The organism is Streptomyces stelliscabiei, from assembly GCF_014873495.1.
In the GTDB taxonomy this organism is placed as follows: domain Bacteria; phylum Actinomycetota; class Actinomycetes; order Streptomycetales; family Streptomycetaceae; genus Streptomyces; species Streptomyces bottropensis.
In genome coordinates this window covers 4,322,293-4,336,871 of the sequence record NZ_JADBGF010000001.1, presented here as the reverse complement: position 1 = coordinate 4,336,871, position 14,579 = coordinate 4,322,293, and the positions used below count along the sequence as shown (strand labels likewise).

At 72.0% G+C, this 14,579-nt stretch carries 11 protein-coding genes; 4 read left to right on the top strand and 7 right to left on the bottom strand.

Annotation, left to right across the window (positions count from 1 at the left end):
* Positions 1-18: 18 nt before the first annotated feature.
* Both H4687_RS19105 and H4687_RS19100 read right to left on the bottom strand, forming a co-directional pair.
* Complete coding sequence (locus H4687_RS19105) at positions 19-1,818, bottom strand: serine/threonine-protein kinase (protein WP_050399265.1); 1,800 nt, start codon at positions 1,816-1,818, stop codon at positions 19-21.
* 376 nt (positions 1,819-2,194) lie between these two features.
* On the bottom strand, positions 2,195-3,238 hold the full coding sequence (locus tag H4687_RS19100; protein WP_179860105.1) for a serine/threonine-protein kinase: 1,044 nt from the start codon (positions 3,236-3,238) through the stop codon (positions 2,195-2,197).
* Between the two features lie 157 nt (positions 3,239-3,395).
* Between H4687_RS19100 and H4687_RS19095 the strand changes: the two genes are divergently transcribed.
* Positions 3,396-6,317: a bifunctional glycosyltransferase/CDP-glycerol:glycerophosphate glycerophosphotransferase gene (locus tag H4687_RS19095; RefSeq protein ID WP_404819283.1), complete on the top strand. Its 2,922-nt coding sequence runs from the start codon at positions 3,396-3,398 to the stop codon at positions 6,315-6,317.
* The gene (locus H4687_RS19090; RefSeq protein ID WP_046919330.1) at positions 6,314-7,432 is read left to right on the top strand and encodes a glycosyltransferase; all 1,119 of its coding nucleotides are present in this window, start codon (positions 6,314-6,316) and stop codon (positions 7,430-7,432) included. Before H4687_RS19095 ends, H4687_RS19090 begins: the two co-directional genes overlap by 4 nt.
* 36 nt (positions 7,433-7,468) lie before the next feature.
* Here the strand turns inward: H4687_RS19090 and H4687_RS19085 are convergent, their stop codons facing one another.
* Together H4687_RS19085 and H4687_RS19080 are read right to left on the bottom strand one after the other, a co-directional pair.
* Positions 7,469-8,338 (bottom strand): ABC transporter ATP-binding protein, encoded by an 870-nt coding sequence (locus H4687_RS19085; protein ID WP_050399264.1) that lies wholly within the window; start codon positions 8,336-8,338, stop codon positions 7,469-7,471.
* Complete coding sequence (locus H4687_RS19080) at positions 8,331-9,278, bottom strand: ABC transporter permease (RefSeq protein WP_050399263.1); 948 nt, start codon at positions 9,276-9,278, stop codon at positions 8,331-8,333. Before H4687_RS19080 ends, H4687_RS19085 begins: the two co-directional genes overlap by 8 nt.
* A 210-nt stretch (positions 9,279-9,488) precedes the next feature.
* Between H4687_RS19080 and H4687_RS19075 the strand changes: the two genes are divergently transcribed.
* Together H4687_RS19075 and H4687_RS19070 are read left to right on the top strand one after the other, a co-directional pair.
* A complete protein-coding gene (locus tag H4687_RS19075; RefSeq protein ID WP_046920373.1) occupies positions 9,489-10,127 on the top strand; it encodes a TetR/AcrR family transcriptional regulator in 639 nt (212 codons plus the stop codon).
* A gap of 102 nt (positions 10,128-10,229) precedes the next feature.
* Positions 10,230-10,724: a DUF6174 domain-containing protein gene (locus H4687_RS19070; protein WP_046920374.1), complete on the top strand. Its 495-nt coding sequence runs from the start codon at positions 10,230-10,232 to the stop codon at positions 10,722-10,724.
* Positions 10,725-10,915: 191 nt separating this feature from the next.
* On the opposite strand, the gene H4687_RS19065 is transcribed toward H4687_RS19070, so the two are convergent.
* The 3 genes from H4687_RS19065 to H4687_RS19055 are packed head-to-tail and all read right to left on the bottom strand — an operon-like array spanning position 10,916 to position 14,456.
* Positions 10,916-11,545: a hypothetical protein gene (locus H4687_RS19065; protein ID WP_005486858.1), complete on the bottom strand. Its 630-nt coding sequence runs from the start codon at positions 11,543-11,545 to the stop codon at positions 10,916-10,918.
* A gap of 20 nt (positions 11,546-11,565) precedes the next feature.
* Positions 11,566-14,025 carry a hypothetical protein gene (locus H4687_RS19060; protein WP_050399262.1) on the bottom strand — a complete coding sequence of 820 codons (2,460 nt, stop codon included), beginning with the start codon at positions 14,023-14,025 and terminating at the stop codon, positions 11,566-11,568.
* Positions 14,022-14,456: a DUF6507 family protein gene (locus H4687_RS19055; protein WP_005486856.1), complete on the bottom strand. Its 435-nt coding sequence runs from the start codon at positions 14,454-14,456 to the stop codon at positions 14,022-14,024. The genes H4687_RS19060 and H4687_RS19055 overlap by 4 nt, the downstream gene beginning before the upstream one ends.
* Positions 14,457-14,579 lie beyond the last annotated feature (123 nt).

Below are 14,579 nucleotides of genomic sequence, written 5' to 3'. Positions count from 1 at the left end.
TCGTACCGTGCCGTGCCGTCAGCGCGCGATCTCCCAGACGGTGATCGTGCCCTTCAGGTTGGGCAGGTAGTCCACGTCGCTGGGGGCCTCGACCTCGGTGATCGTCCACATCGCGAGGTTTCCTTCGCCGGTGACCGTGCAGAGGTGGTCGCCCTTGACGATCTGGTCGTCCCGGTTGATGACATCACCGCTCAGCGTCTGGGTGAACGGGTTCTGCTCCGCGCCCGCCAGGCACTCCTCGGGCGTGGTGCCGGCGGCCTTGCCCATGGGCCGGGTGAACGTGAGATCCGTGGAGCTGGCGGAGAACTCCTGTACGTCGACGGACATGTAGTTGGACGGGTCGACCTTGGGGACGTCGAAGTCCACATAGGTGTTCGCCAGACTGACGGGGCTCAGCACGTTCAGCGTCTTGTCCTCGAAGAGCACCGTGTACGTGGCGTTCGCGGGCACGTCGGTGGTGGACCCGGTGGGGTCGGTGCCGTCGTCCTGGGTGTCCTGGCCTCCGGAGCCGGTGTCGGACTCGGTCGGGCTCGGTGCCGCGGTGGCCTTGTCGTCCTTCGTGTCGTCCTTGGTGCCGCCTCCGCCGGTGTCCTTGGTGCCGTTCGCCGAGGAGTTGGCGTCGTCCTTCCCGCCGAGCACGTACACCGCGGCTGCCGCGCCCGATCCGGCCACGACGAGGAACACCAGGGCGATCAGGGCCGCCTTGAGGCCGCGGCGGCTCTTTTTGGGCGGCGCCGGGGCCGGGGCCGGGGCGGTGCCCTGCGGGGTGAGGTTGTAGGTGTCCGTGGCCGGGGGCGGGTAGCCGTAGCCGGGAGTGGGTGCCGGGCCCTGGGGTGCCGGGCCGAAGCCGGTCGGCGGCGGTGCCGGGGCCTGCTGGGGCGCGCCCTGCGTGGTGCCCTGGGCGTGGGCCGCCGGGGCGTGGGGCGGGGCCGCCGGGGCCGTCGTCGGAGCGGCGGCCGGGGGAGCGGCCGGCATCTGGGGCGTCGACGGCTGCGTCGGGGTCTGGACCGACTGCTCGCGGCGGGCGATCTCGGCGGTGAGCGGGGCCGGGAGCCAGCCGGTGAAGTCGCTGAGGCCGCGGCCCGCCGACTCCTGGCAGAGCGCGGCCAGTTCCTCGGTGCCGGTGCGGGCGGCCGGGTCGGCGGTCAGGCAGCGCTCCAGCAGGGGGCGCAACCGCTCGTCGTACCCGTCGAGCCGCGGTGGCCGCTGGGCGGTGTTGGCGATCTGCGCGGCGATGGTGATGGCGCCGCCGTCGCCGTACGGGTGGCGTCCGGTGGCCGCGACGGCGGCGATCAGGCCCAGCGAGAAGACGTCGGTGGCCGGGGTGACCTGCTCGCCGAGGGCGTGCTCCGGCGACATGTACTGCGGGGTGCCGATCAGGCCGCCGGACTGGGTCAGATGGGTGGCGTCGGCGGCGCGGGCGATGCCGAAGTCGATCACGTACGGGCCCTGGGAGCCCAGCAGGATGTTGCTGGGCTTGAGGTCGCGGTGGATGACGCCGGCCGCGTGGATGGAGGTCAGGGCACGGGCCGCGCAGCCGACGAGCTGGAACACGGCGGGCAGGGGCAGCGGCCCGAAGCCGACCAGGGCGTCGTGCAGGGGGATGCCCGCGATGAACGCGGAGGCCAGCCAGGGGAGTTCGCCGGTGGTGTCGTGGTCGACGACCGGGACGATGTGGTAGCCCTGCACGCGCCTGGCCGCCTGGACCTCCTGCTCGAAGCGGCGGCGGAAGTCGGCGTCCTGGCCGTACTCGCGGCGGATGACCTTCAGGGCGACGGGCTGGCCGCCGCGGGTGTGCGACAGGTAGACCGTGCCCATGCCGCCCTCGCCGATACGGGCGTGCAGGTGGTATCCGGCGGTCTCTCTCGGGTCCTGCGGTCCCAGCGGGCTCAGGATGTCGCCAGTGGTGCTGCTGATGGGAGCCTCCCCCGGTGCGGTGCCGAACTCCTGTGCCGTGCCTGGGCACTTGAAGCGGTCCGAAGCTTATACGGCACTTATGACACTTGGGGTGGGTGTTGCGGTTCCCGGGGAAATGTGGGCGCCCCATGGCTCGGGGATGCCGGTTCGTCGGCGGCCGCGGCCCCGGTGAGGCTTCTCGCGCAGTTCCCCGCGCCCCTGAGAAGCCTGGGCTTTCAGGGGCGCGGGGAACTGCGCGAGCAACCACGAACCACCCGCACCCGACAACGCACCCGACTCACGGCTCCCGGCGGACCCGGCGCCGCCACTCCTCGTCCCGCATCGTGATCGGTGCCGTCGGTGGCAGGCGGCGGGCCGTCGGGGCCTCCGAGATGTGGGGGGTCGGGGCCGTCGGGGCCTCCGTCAACGACAGCGCGCGGAAGGCGGTCTCGATGATGGCCACCGAGGTGGCGACCGGGGCCGGGAGCCAGCCCGTGAAGTCGCGCACGTCCCGGCGGGCCGCTCCCGCGCAGTGCTCGGCGAGGGCGGCGGCGGAGGGCCGGGACGCCGGGTCGGCGGTGAGGCAGCGGCGCACGATGTCGAGGAGGGGCCGGTCGATGCCGGTCAGGGCGGGCGGGGCGACATCGGTGGCGGCGATGCGGGTCGCGATGGCCAGCGGATTGCCTCGGCCGTACGGGTGGCTTCCGGTGGCGGCGACCGCCGCGATCAGGCCGAGCGCGAAGACGTCCGACGCGGAGGTCACCCGGCGTCCGAGGGCGTGCTCGGGGGACATGTAGCGCGGGGTGCCGATGAGGCGTCCGGCGGTGGTGAGGGTGGCCGCGCCCGCCGCCCGCGCGATGCCGAAGTCGAGCAGCCAGGGCCCGTCCGCCGCGAGCAGCAGGTTGGCGGGCTTGACGTCGCGGTGGATCACCCCGGCGGTGTGCACGGCGTCCAGCGCGTACGCGGCGCAGGCCAGCAGCTGCAGGACGGTGGGCACGGGGAGCGGGCCGTGGGTCTCCAGGGCCTGGCCGAGGGGGACGCCCGGTACGTAGTGGGTGGCGAGCCAGGGCCGCTCCGCCCCGGCGTCGTGGTCGACGATCGGCACCAGGTGGTAGCCGGAGACACGGCGTCCGGCGGCCACCTCGCGGGCGAACCGCTCACGGAAGGCGGGGGCGGCGGCGTACTCCGGGCGGACCAGTTTCAGCGCGACCGGCTGGCCGCCCCGGCTGCGGGAGAGATAGACGGTGCCCATGCCGCCCTCACCGATCCGGGCGTACAGCGGATACCCGGCGATCTCCCGCGGATCCTCCACCCGCAGCGGCTCAGGTACCACCCCGCGCATCGACCGCCCCCCTCCGCTCAACCTCTGTCCGGAGCGTATCGCGGCACGGCCGCGGCGGAGGCGGATGAGGCAACCCGTGCACCGACGGGGACATCTACCCAAGTGGCCCTCAACCGCACCACGGTCTATAGAGGGGAGAGAAACCGGTGAAAACGGGATGAATGGGGTGCGCGTGGACGTGGACGTGGGCAGGGGCATGGACGTGGACCGGCGACCCGCGATGTCCGTCGTCGTGATCGTCTACAACGACGAGGCCAGGCTGCCCACGGCCGTCCGCTCGGTGCTGGGGCAGACGCTGCGGAGCGTCGAGGTCGTGATCGTCGACGACCACAGCACGGACGCCTCGTACGAGGTCGCCACCCGCCTCGCCGCCGAGCACCCGGGCCGCGTACGGGCGTACCGGCTGCCCGAGAACAGCGGCGGCTGCGGCGCCCCCCGCAACCGGGGCATCCAGGAGACCCACGGCGAGTACGTCCTCTTCCTCGACAGCGACGACGTCCTGGAGCGCGACGCCTGCCGGAACATGCTGGAGGCCGCCGAGACCACCGGCGCCGACCTCGTCTCCGGCCTGTGCGTCCGCGTCCACGTGGACACGCGCACCCGCAAGGAGGTCAGGTGGTACCCGTGGCTGTACGCCCGCACCCGTACCCTCGACTCGGTCGCCGAGCTGCCCGACCTGCTGGTCTACGACACCCTGTCCACCAACAAGTGCTACCGCCGTGACTTCCTGGTCGACCAGGGCCTGCTGTTCCCCGTCGGCATCCACTACGAGGACCTCTTCTTCTCCGCCCAGGCGTACACGGCCGCCCGCCGGATCACCCTGATCCCCAACCGCGTCTACGACTGGAACGTCGTCCAGATCACCGGGACGTCGGCGGCCTCGATCAGCAACCGGCGGGCCGAGATCGCCAACTTCGCGCACCGCATGGAGATCCACCGCCGGGTGGACCGGCTCCTCGCCGACAAGGGCCTGCGGGAGCTGAAGTGCCGCAAGGACGTCAAGTTCCTCAAGCACGACCTGGTGCTGCATCTGCGGGACCTGCCCTTCCGGGACGCGGCCTACCGCCAGGAGTTCGCCGGGCTGGCCCGCGCCTATCTGACGTCGATCGACCCGGCCGCGTACGACGAGGTCGAACCCATCCACGCCATCTGCGCCTTCCTGATGCGCGGGGGCGACTGGGACAACCTGCTGCCCGCCGTGGACACCCTCACCAACCGCGACAAGGTCTCCGCGCCCCTCGTCGAGCGGGACGGGCGGATCTACTGGTGCGCCGAGCACCTGGACGCCCCGGGGGAGGAGGGGCGGCTCGCGCGCCGGGTCCTGGACGTCACCGAACTCGGCTACCACTCCCGCCCGGTGGGCAGGCTGTTCCTGCGCAACGAGCTGACCCGGTACGAGCAGGACGCGCCGGGCGGAGGCGGCATCCGTCTCGCCGGGCGCCTCACCAACCCCCTCGGGATCGTGCCGCCCGGCGCGCGGCTCACCGCCGAGCTGGAGTTCTACGCCCGCCGCCCCGGCGTGCGCTTCCAGACCTTCCGGGTGCCGGTGGCGGCCGTCCGGCACGAGGGCCCGTACCTCACCTGGGAGGCGACCGCCGACATCGCGAGGACGCTGCGCCCGCTCGGCATCGTGGACGCCGTCTGGGACGTACGCCTCCACCTGGACGTCGACGGCGAGCGCACCACCAGCCGGCTCACCGCCGCCGAACCGGGCCTCGTCACCGGCGCGTTGCCGGTCCGCCCGCGCCTGACCCGGCTGGTCGCCGACCGGATCGAGCCGCAGATCTCCGCCCGCGGCCACCTCGCCTTCCGGCTGGTCCCCGACAAGAAGGCCAACGCCCTCGTCACCCGGGGCCTGCGGGGCACGCCCGGCCGGCTCGCCAAGTCGGGCTACCGCAGGGCCAAGACGCTGCGCACGAAGGCCACCTCCGGAGACACCAAGATCCGCCTCTACCACGAGGTGTTCCGGCGGATGCCGCCGCGCAGGCGCCTGGTGGTGTTCGAGAGCCACCTCGGCCGGCAGTACAGCGACAGCCCCCGGGCGATCTACGAGGAGATGCGCCGCCAGGGTCTCGACTTCGAGGCGGTGTGGTCCTACACCGGCCGCCCGGAGGGCTTCCCCGCCGACGCGACCCTCGTCCGCCGCTGGTCCCTGCCGTATCTGCGGGCGCTGGCCCGCGCCGCGTTCTGGGTCGACAACCAGAGCTTCCCGCTGAAGCTGACCAAGCGCCCCGGCACGACCTACCTGCAGACCTGGCACGGCTCCGCCCTCAAGCGGATGGGCTTCGACGAGCCCGGCTGGAAGCTCAAGACCCGGGCCGAGCAGGCCGAACAGCAGCGCACCCTCGACCGCTTCGACCACTTCCTGATCCGCTCCGAGCACGACGTCCGCACCCTGGCGAAGGCCTTCCGGCTGCGGGAGAAGGTGCTGCTGCGGGTGGGCTATCCCCGCAACGACGCCCTCGTACGGGCCCGGGGGACCCGGCCGCCCTCCGAACGCCCGCCGCTGGCGGCCGAGTTGGGCATCCCGGCGGACCGGAAGATCCTGCTCTACGCCCCCACCTTCCGCCACCAGGGCCAGCGCCGCTTCCAGCTCCCCTTCGACGTGGAGCGCTTCGCCGACACCTTCGGTGACGAGTACGTCCTCCTCGTCCGCGCCCACTACCTCAACCACGTCGTGCTCCCCCCGTCGGTCCGGGGCCGGGTCCTCGACGTCTCGGCGCACCACGACGTGACCCCCGTCCTCGCCCTCGCCGACGCGCTGATCACGGACTACTCGTCGGTGATGTTCGACTACGCCCTCCTGGACCGCCCGATGCTGTTCCTCGTCCACGACTACGAGGAGTACGTGCACGAGGGCCGGGGCACCTACTTCGACCTGCTGGAACGGGCGCCGGGCCCGGTCGTGCGCACGGAGGACGAGCTGACGTCCGTCCTGCGGTCCATGCCGCTGGAGGACCAGACGCTCAAGTACGCCGCCGCGCGCGAGCGGTTCACGGCCGACTTCGGCGAGTACGACAAGGGGACGGCGGCGCAGAGCGTCGTCGACCAGTTCTTCTCCGAGTGGAGGCGGAAGTGACCGGGCCGGACGAGGCACGAGCGACCGGGGCGCGGGACGTCTTCCTGGTGTCCAACAGCGTGGACGAGCTGGGCGGCGTGACCAGCTGGTCCCACCACCTGGCCCGCCTCCTGACCGGGCGCGGACACCGCGTCCACGTCGTCGGGATCACCACCCCCGAGGACCCGCACGACCTCGGCGCCCTTCCGTACCCCACCACCAGGCTCTACGACGGCCAGCCGCCGCCCCCCGGCCGGGCGCGGGAGGCGAGCAAGCGGGACAGGGCGGCCGTGCTCACCGGTCTCTTCCGGGCCGCGCGGCCCGGCGCGGTCGTCATCGTGACCCAGGTGTGGGCGATGGAGTGGGTGAAGCTCGCCGACACCAGCGGGCTGACCGTCATCGGAATGAGCCACGAGTCCTTCGAGACCGCCCGGCGCTCCTCCCGCTTCCGGCGCGTGCTGACGCACTACCGGGACGTGGACCGGATGCTCGTCCTCACCCGCGAGGACGCCGACCTGTGGATCGGCGAGGGCCTCAACAACGCCTCCTACCTGCCCAACGCCGTGCCCTGGCTGCCGGAGGTGCCCTCGCCGCGCACCGCGAAGGCCGTGGTCAGCATCGGCCGGCTCAGCGACGAGAAGGGTGTCGACATGCTCCTCGACACCTGGGCCGAGGTGGCGCCCCGCCACCCCGACTGGACCCTGCTCGTGTACGGCTCCGGCGAGGACGAGGAACTGCTCCGCAAGCAGTGCACGGCACTCGGCCTCGACGAGTCGGTGTCCTGGATGGGCCGGACGAACGACGTCCCCGGGGCCCTGCGCGCCGGCTCGGTCTTCGCGCTGTCCTCCCGGGGCGAGGGCTTCCCCCTCGCCCTGATGGAGGCCATGGCGATGGGCGTGCCCTGCGTGGCCTTCGACTGCGCCCCCGGCGTCCACGAGATCGTCCGCGACGGCGAGGACGGCCTCCTCGTCTCCCCCGGCAACACCGGTGAACTGGCCCGCAAGCTGGACCTGTTGATGACCGACAAGGCCTTGCGGAACGGGATGGGCGACAGGGCGAGGGAGAACATCCGGCGGTACGGGACGGAGGAGATCCTGGACAGGTGGGAGGCCTTGTTCACCTTCTTGGAGAGGTGAGTGCGACGGGGCCGGCGGGAGTCTCGGCGGGGGCGGCTACCTCTTCCCGCCGGTGAACTTCTCGTACTCCTTCAGCACCTCGTCCGTGGGCCCGTCCAGGCGCAGCTCCCCCCGCTCCAGCCACAGCACCCGGTCGCACGTGTCCCGGATCGACTTGTTGTTGTGGCTGACGAGGAAGACCGTGCCCGCGTGCTTGCGCAGCTCGCGGATGCGCGCCTCGGAGCGCTTCTGGAAGGAGCGGTCGCCGGTGGCGAGGGCCTCGTCGATGAGCAGGACGTCGTGGTCCTTGGCGGCGGCGATGGAGAACCGCAGCCGGGCCGCCATGCCGGAGGAGTACGTGCGCATGGGGAGCGTGATGAAGTCCCCCTTCTCGTTGATGCCCGAGAAGTCGACGATCTCCTCGTACCGCTCCTTGACCTGCTCACGGGACATGCCCATGGCGAGCCCGCCGAGGTGGACGTTCCGTTCACCCGTCAGGTCGTTCATCAGGGCCGCGTTGACGCCGAGCAGTGAGGGCTGGCCATCGGTGTAGATACGGCCGTTCTCCACCGGGAGCAGTCCGGCGACGGCCTTGAGGAGGGTCGACTTGCCGGAGCCGTTCGTGCCGATGAGCCCGATGGCCTCGCCCCGGTACGCGGTGAACGACACGTTCCGCACGGCGTGGACCGTGCGTACGCCGGCCGCCTTCTCGGACTTCTTGCGCCGCAGGATGCGGTTGAGCGCGGCGGTGGCGGTGCCGCGTCCGGCGCCGGTGCCGTTGACGCGGTAGACGATGTCGACGCCGTCGACGACGACGGTGGGGACGAGTTCGGCGGCGGTGCCCGGAACGGTCTCGTGCCGCGCGTCCGCAACGGCGGGGGGGCCGGCGGGGATGCCGGTGGGGGTGGGGGTGATCGTGTCAGCCACGGCCGTACGTCTCCTCAGCCTTCCAGAAGTAGATGAACCCGCCGACGCCCGCGAGGAGCGCCCAGCCCGCGGCGATCGCCCAGACGTGCGGCGGGAGTTGGCTCGCGTGGAAGCTGTCGATCAACGCGAACCGCATGAGGTCGATGTACACGGCGGCCGGGTTGCACTCCAGCAGCAGATGCACGACGGCCGGGATGTTCCGGTCGGCGAGCATGTGGTCGATGCTGAACATCACGCCCGAGGTGTACATCCAGGTGCGCAGGACGAACGGCATCAGCTGGGAGATGTCGGGGGTCTTGGCGCCGATCCGCGCCATCACCATCGCGATGCCGGCGTTGAACACGAACTGGAGCGCCAGCGCGGGCACGATCAGCAGCCACGACATGGCCACCGGCACCCCGAAGGCCAGCAGGATCACGACCAGCGCGGCCATGGAGAACAGCAGCTGCTGGAGCTGCTGGAGGCAGTACGACAGGGGCAGCGAGGCCCGGGGGAAGTGCAGCGCCCGCACGAGGCCCAGGCTGCCGGATATGGCCCGGGTGCCGGCCATGATCGAGCTCTGGGTGAAGGTCCACACGAACACGCCGGTCACGAGGAACGGGACGTAGTCCGGCACGCCCTTCTTGGTGCCCATGAGCAGACCGAAGATCAGGTAGTAGACCGCCGCGTTGAGCAGCGGGTTCGCGATCTGCCAGACCTGGCCGAGCTTGGCCTGGCTGTACTGCGCGGTCAGCTTCGCCGTGGCGAAGGCGGTGATGAAGTGCCGTCTGGCCCACAGCTGCCGTACGTACGCGCCGAGGGAGGGGCGGGCCCCGCTCACGCTGAGGCCGTACCGCTCGGCGAGCTGGGCGGGGGTCTCGGCGGGGGTGTCCTGGCCGGCCGGGGCGGCCGGGGGGTGGGCCGCCGTGGGGGGCGGCGGTGTGTGGAGGACCTGGCTCACATCCGCTGCTTTCGCTAGGGGGCGTCCCGAGTGCGCCCGGCGTCTCTCACGCCGTCCTGCACTGCTCTCGTACGTACTGCTCTCGTACTGCTCTCGTACGGCTCTTGCCGTGCGCTTACGTCGGGACGGGACCGTATCGTCGCAACGCGAGAGTAAGCCGATTCGACGTCGGAACGCAACCGTTTCGTCGTGGCGCCCTATGCTGGGGGCATGACGACGAACGCCGGCCCCTCCGAAGCGCAGCCGCCGCCACGGCCGCGCCGCCGGGCCCCCGCCGGGGCGGCCGTGCTCCGCGAGGACGTGACCGAGGCGATCCGCGCCGCGGTCTTCGAGGAACTGGCGGCCGTCGGCTACGCGCGCATGTCCATCGAGGGGATCGCGCGCCGGGCGGGCGTCGGCAAGACGGCCGTGTACCGGCGCTGGCGTTCCAAGCTGCACCTGGTGCTGGACCTGGTCTCGGCGGTGGCCGTCCAGGGCCTGCCCGCGCCGGACACGGGCTCGCTGGAGGGCGACCTGCGGCTCCTGTACGAGGTCACGTCCCGCGCCCTGCGCCACCCGGTCGCCGGCCAGATCATCCCCGACCTCCAGGCCGAGGCCGCCCGCAACCCCGAGATCGCCGAGGCGATGCGGAAGGCTTTGCGGGAGGGCCAGCAGAGCGTCGCCACGGGGATCGTCGCGGCGGCGGTCGCGCGCGGGGACGTCGGGGCGGCGGTCGACGAGGATCTCGCCCTGGACGTGATGTTCGGGCCGCTGTACTGGCGGTCGGTGGTCGTCCGGTCGCCCAAGCTGCCGAAGGGGTACCTGGAGAGCCTGACGCGGGCCACGGCCGCGGCGCTGCGCGCGCTGTAGGGGCGGGGCGGACGGCGCCGGGGGCGTCGTCGAGTCGACCGACGCCGAACGTTTTCCGATCGGGAGGCGTCTTAGTCACAGCCGCTCAGGAATGGGGTCGCCGTGACTCTCGTACGCTCCCGTGCTCGTTCCGTGCTCCTCGCCGCCGTGCTGGCCGCGGGAACGGTGGGGGTGACGACCGCCTGCGAGGGCGGGACCGCCTCCCCCGAAGCGACGGGCGGGGCCTCGCCGGAGGGCACCACGGCGCAGAACAGGGTCGTGTGGCAGGACCCCGCCTCGTACACCTACACCCTCACGTCGAGCTCGCAGGTCCTGACAGGGCGCTTCCGGGTGACGGTCCGGGGCGGCGAGGTGACCGAGGCCGTCGGCCTCGACGCCGACAGCCGGCAGGCCGTGGCCCTGGGACCCGGCGCGGTCCCCACCATCGGTGACCTCATCGACAGCCTGGAGAACGCCTGGCAGGAGCGGGCGGACACGGCGGAGGCGGAGTACGCCCCCGACGGCCGTCCGTCACGGATCACCCTGGACCCGGACGAGAACGCGATCGACGACGAGGCGGAGTACGTCATCACCGCCTACGAGCCGGGCGACGGCTGAGTGAGTGCGTGCGTGAGGGGTGGGGTGGTGCCGGTGGGTGGTCTGGTGCGGGTGAGTGGGAACTGCGCGACCAGCCCCCGCTGACCCGCACCCGCCAGATCACCGGGGCTACCGAGCCATCAGGCCCCCGCCGTCGTGTTGCCGAGCCCCGTGTCATGTTCGCGGACGCGGGGCTCGGGGGTGGGCGTGGGTCAGAAGAGGTCGGTCAGGTCCGGGCCCCGGCCGTCCACGGTGTCCGGGGGCTTGATGCCGTGGCCCTCGGCGGAGCCGAAGTAGGTCGGCTCGCCGGGTTCGGCCGGGACGCCCAGGAGGGCGTCGAGCGACTGGAGGGCCGCCGCGAGGCGGGGGGCGTTCTGCCGCGCCACCTCGGGGTGCGGCTCGCCCCGGAAGTCGAACGGGCCCCAGACGTCGTGGAAGAGGGCCAGCTCCGCCCAGATGCCGGGCGCGTCGGGTGCCACCGTCAGCTCGACCAGCCGGTGTTCCCCGCGCTTCTCGCCCGTCGCGTCGATCCAGGTCCCGGAGCCCACGACGAGAACGCTCCCGACCGACGCGTCGGGGAAGCCGACGGGGCGGCTGCGCTCGATGCGCCGGGGCACCTCCTCGTCGTCCATCGGCCCCTGGAGGGCCATACGGGTGATGAGCCCGGTGCCTCCGCTGCCGTACACGAACCAGTCCCATTCGAGGCTGTCGGGTACCAGCAGTTCGTGCTCGCGCAGCACGGCGCACATCCGGGCCGCCACGGACAGCGCGGAGTCCAGGCCGGGGGGTGCGAACTCGTCGAGCTCCCACGTCCACGACGCACATTCCTTCGGGGCGCGCATGAGAAGGGACACGGAATTCCTCACGGATAGGTCGGGCCGTTGGCCGGGATGGTGATCGAGCCGTCCTGGAAGCGCAGTTCGAAGGTGGCGTTGGTCCTTCGCGCGTATCCCTCGACGGACCTCAGGATGTCGTCGGTGACAGCGGCCTTCACATCGTGGATGTCCAGGATGGCGACCTTCTGACCGGCGATCTCCCCGGCGAGCTGCTTGATGGCGATCTTCTTGGCGGCGGAGTTGATGCCCGAGACCGACTGCACGTCCTTGAGCTGTACGCCGTACTCGATCCTGTCACCCGCCTTGACCAGCACGTCCAGGTCCAGTTTATCGCCCGGCGCCTTGAACTCGAAGGCCACGTCCTTGACGCCCCGGGCGCTCAGATCCGCCGCGTGCTCCATGGCCATGTGCACCGAGGGCGTCATGTCTCCCTGCTTGACCTGGAGGAGGAGGTCCTTGTAGCCGGGCATCGAGGCGAGTTTCCCGTCGGCGATGTGTGCCGCGATGCCGGCTCCGTAGGGGCTCTTGTTCAGCTGGGTGAGCATGCGCTCCACGTCCTGCGACTTGAGCTTGAGCCCGTGGTCGGGGTTGTTGAGCTGGTCCAGGACGGCCGCCTGCTGGTCGGGGCGCATGGGGCCGGTGGGAGGCGTGGGCGTCGAGTCGCCCTCGCTGAAGTCCGGCCTGCCGGGGCCGTCCCCACCACCGGGGCCGTCCCCACCACCGGGTCCGTCCCCACCACCGGGGCCGTCACCCCCGCCGGGTCCGTCACCTCCGCCGCCGGGTCCGTCGCCGTGCCCGCCTCCGCCGGGTCCGTCGCCGTGCCCGCCGCCGCCTCCGCCGCCGTGCCCGCCGCCCGGCGCCTCCCCGTGGCCGCCGCCGGTCGGCCCGTCGCCGCCCCGCGTGCCCCCGCCGCCGGTCGGCGTCTCGTGGCTCCCGGCCGGGCCCCGGCCCAGGTCGTCCGCGCGGCCGCCGGGCAGGTGGTCCGCGCGGCCGCCGGGCAGGCCGTTGTCACCGGCCCGTCCGGTCCCGCCCAGGTCGTCGCCGACGCGTCCGACGACGGAGCCGCCGTCGCCCACCCTGGCCCCCGCGCCCACCAGTTCGGGCTGCCGGGCATCCACGTCGACACCCCGCTCGGCCGCCGTCCCCTCGTGCTTGAGGCCGTCCAGGGACTCCCGCACCGTGCCGTCGGCGTTGTGCACGACCAGCGTGTCGGTGTTCAGGTAGACGACCTCGCCCTTGGGCGTCTCCATGCGGACGGAGTTCTCGGGGGTGAGCCCCGAGGGCAGTTCGTCGGCGATGTGCGGCGGATCGGCGATCTGGTACGTGCCCTCGCCGAGCTTGATGTGGGTGCCGTCGGTGATGCCGCGCAGGCTCGCCATGACGTCGCTGATCTTCACCGCCGTCGCGCCGACGCCCTTGGTGATGTACGTCATCGGGTCGACGATCCTGCCGGCCTTGCCCGCGAAGGAGATGGCCCTGGCGATGGCGCCCGCCTTGCCCGCGCCGGAGACCGCGCCGCCCGCGCCGCCCGTGAAGATCGTCGTCAGGACGTTGAAGGTGACCGCCCCGGCCGCGCGGGACGGGTTCTTGCCCCACTCGTCGTAGGCGATGAGCGCCTTGCCGGTCTCCACGACGGCCGTGCGGGAGTCGCGGATCCAGGAGGGCAGTTTGTCGTCGGGCGTGAGCCAGAAGGCGGCGGCCGTCACCGGGTTGGACATGATGACGATGCCCGTCGCGAGCTTGCCGAGGCCGACCCAGGCCTGCCCCGCCGCGTCCCAGCCGCTGAAGCCGACCAGGGTGCCGAGGCCCTTGATCGTGCCCCACACCCCGTCGACCACGAAGCCGACCGCGAAGTCCCAGACGTGCTCGTGGATGTAGTACCAGGGGTTGGACTCCTCGACCGGGTCACCCCACGGCAGACCACCGGCGTTGTTCAGGTCCTCGCCCCGGTAGCCGTACATGTTCTCTTTGTTCGAGCCGTCGTTGACGACGAGCGCCTCGCCGCCGACCAGCGCCACGATCTTGTTGTAGCAGTCGCGTTCGGCGGCCTGGAAGGCCGCGTACGCGGCGTTGATGTCCGAGCGGCGGTTGTTGTTCTCCTCGACGAGGTCACCGTCGGCGCGCCACTCGTCGTCGTCCGCGATCTTCGCGCGGAAGGCGATCGCGTCCTGCCGGAGCTGGTCGAACTTCTGCTTGAGCGGGCCGACGGCGGCGGCGTACGTGTCCAGCGCCGAGGCCACGGTCTCCAGCTCGGTGGCGAACTCGTCGCCCTTGGCGGCCACCGGCGCGGTCGTCGCGAACAGCGCCTCCGCCTCGGGTGCCTTGTAGTACGCGGAGAGGCCGCCGAAGCGGGTGTGGATCGCCGAACCCGAGTCCTTCAGGGAGGTGCCGGCCGAACGGACGCCCGCGATGTGCTGGTCGAGCAGCTCCAGGTTGCCGGTGAACTCGGGGACCTCCTCCGGGATGACGGGGATGTCGTCGCTCACTTCGGCCCCTGCCCGCCGTTGCCGCCGACACCCGGCGGCGGCGGGACCACCGTCGCCTTCAGGGCGTTGGCCTGCTGCTCGGCGGCCATGTCCAGGTCGCCCGTGACATAGGCGTTGGTGGCGTTGGCCGCGCCCTGCACGGAGTCGATGGTCCGCTGCGCCATGTACGCCAGCTTCTGCTGCCGCTCCTGGAGGTACTTGCTCAGCGCCGCCGCGACCGGCCCGACCGGCACCCGTGGGGTGCCCGCCACCACCGGACCGACCATGGGTCCGCTGAACTGCCCGCCCGGCACGGCCGTACCGGCCGACTCGGCCGCGCTCGCCATGTTCGACACCAGCGAGTTGGCGGCCTTCTCCAGGCCGCCCGCCGCCTCACCGGTCGACTTCAGCGTGGTCTGCACGTTGATCGGATCGATGTCCCATGCCGGCATCGCCGCTACCCCCGTAACGCCCTGTCGTCCTACGTCCTGCGTCGCCTGCTCGTCGTGCCTGCCGGTGCCCCGCGAGCCAGTGTCCGCTTGCCTGTTCGCTTCCCTCAGTACACACGCGCAAAC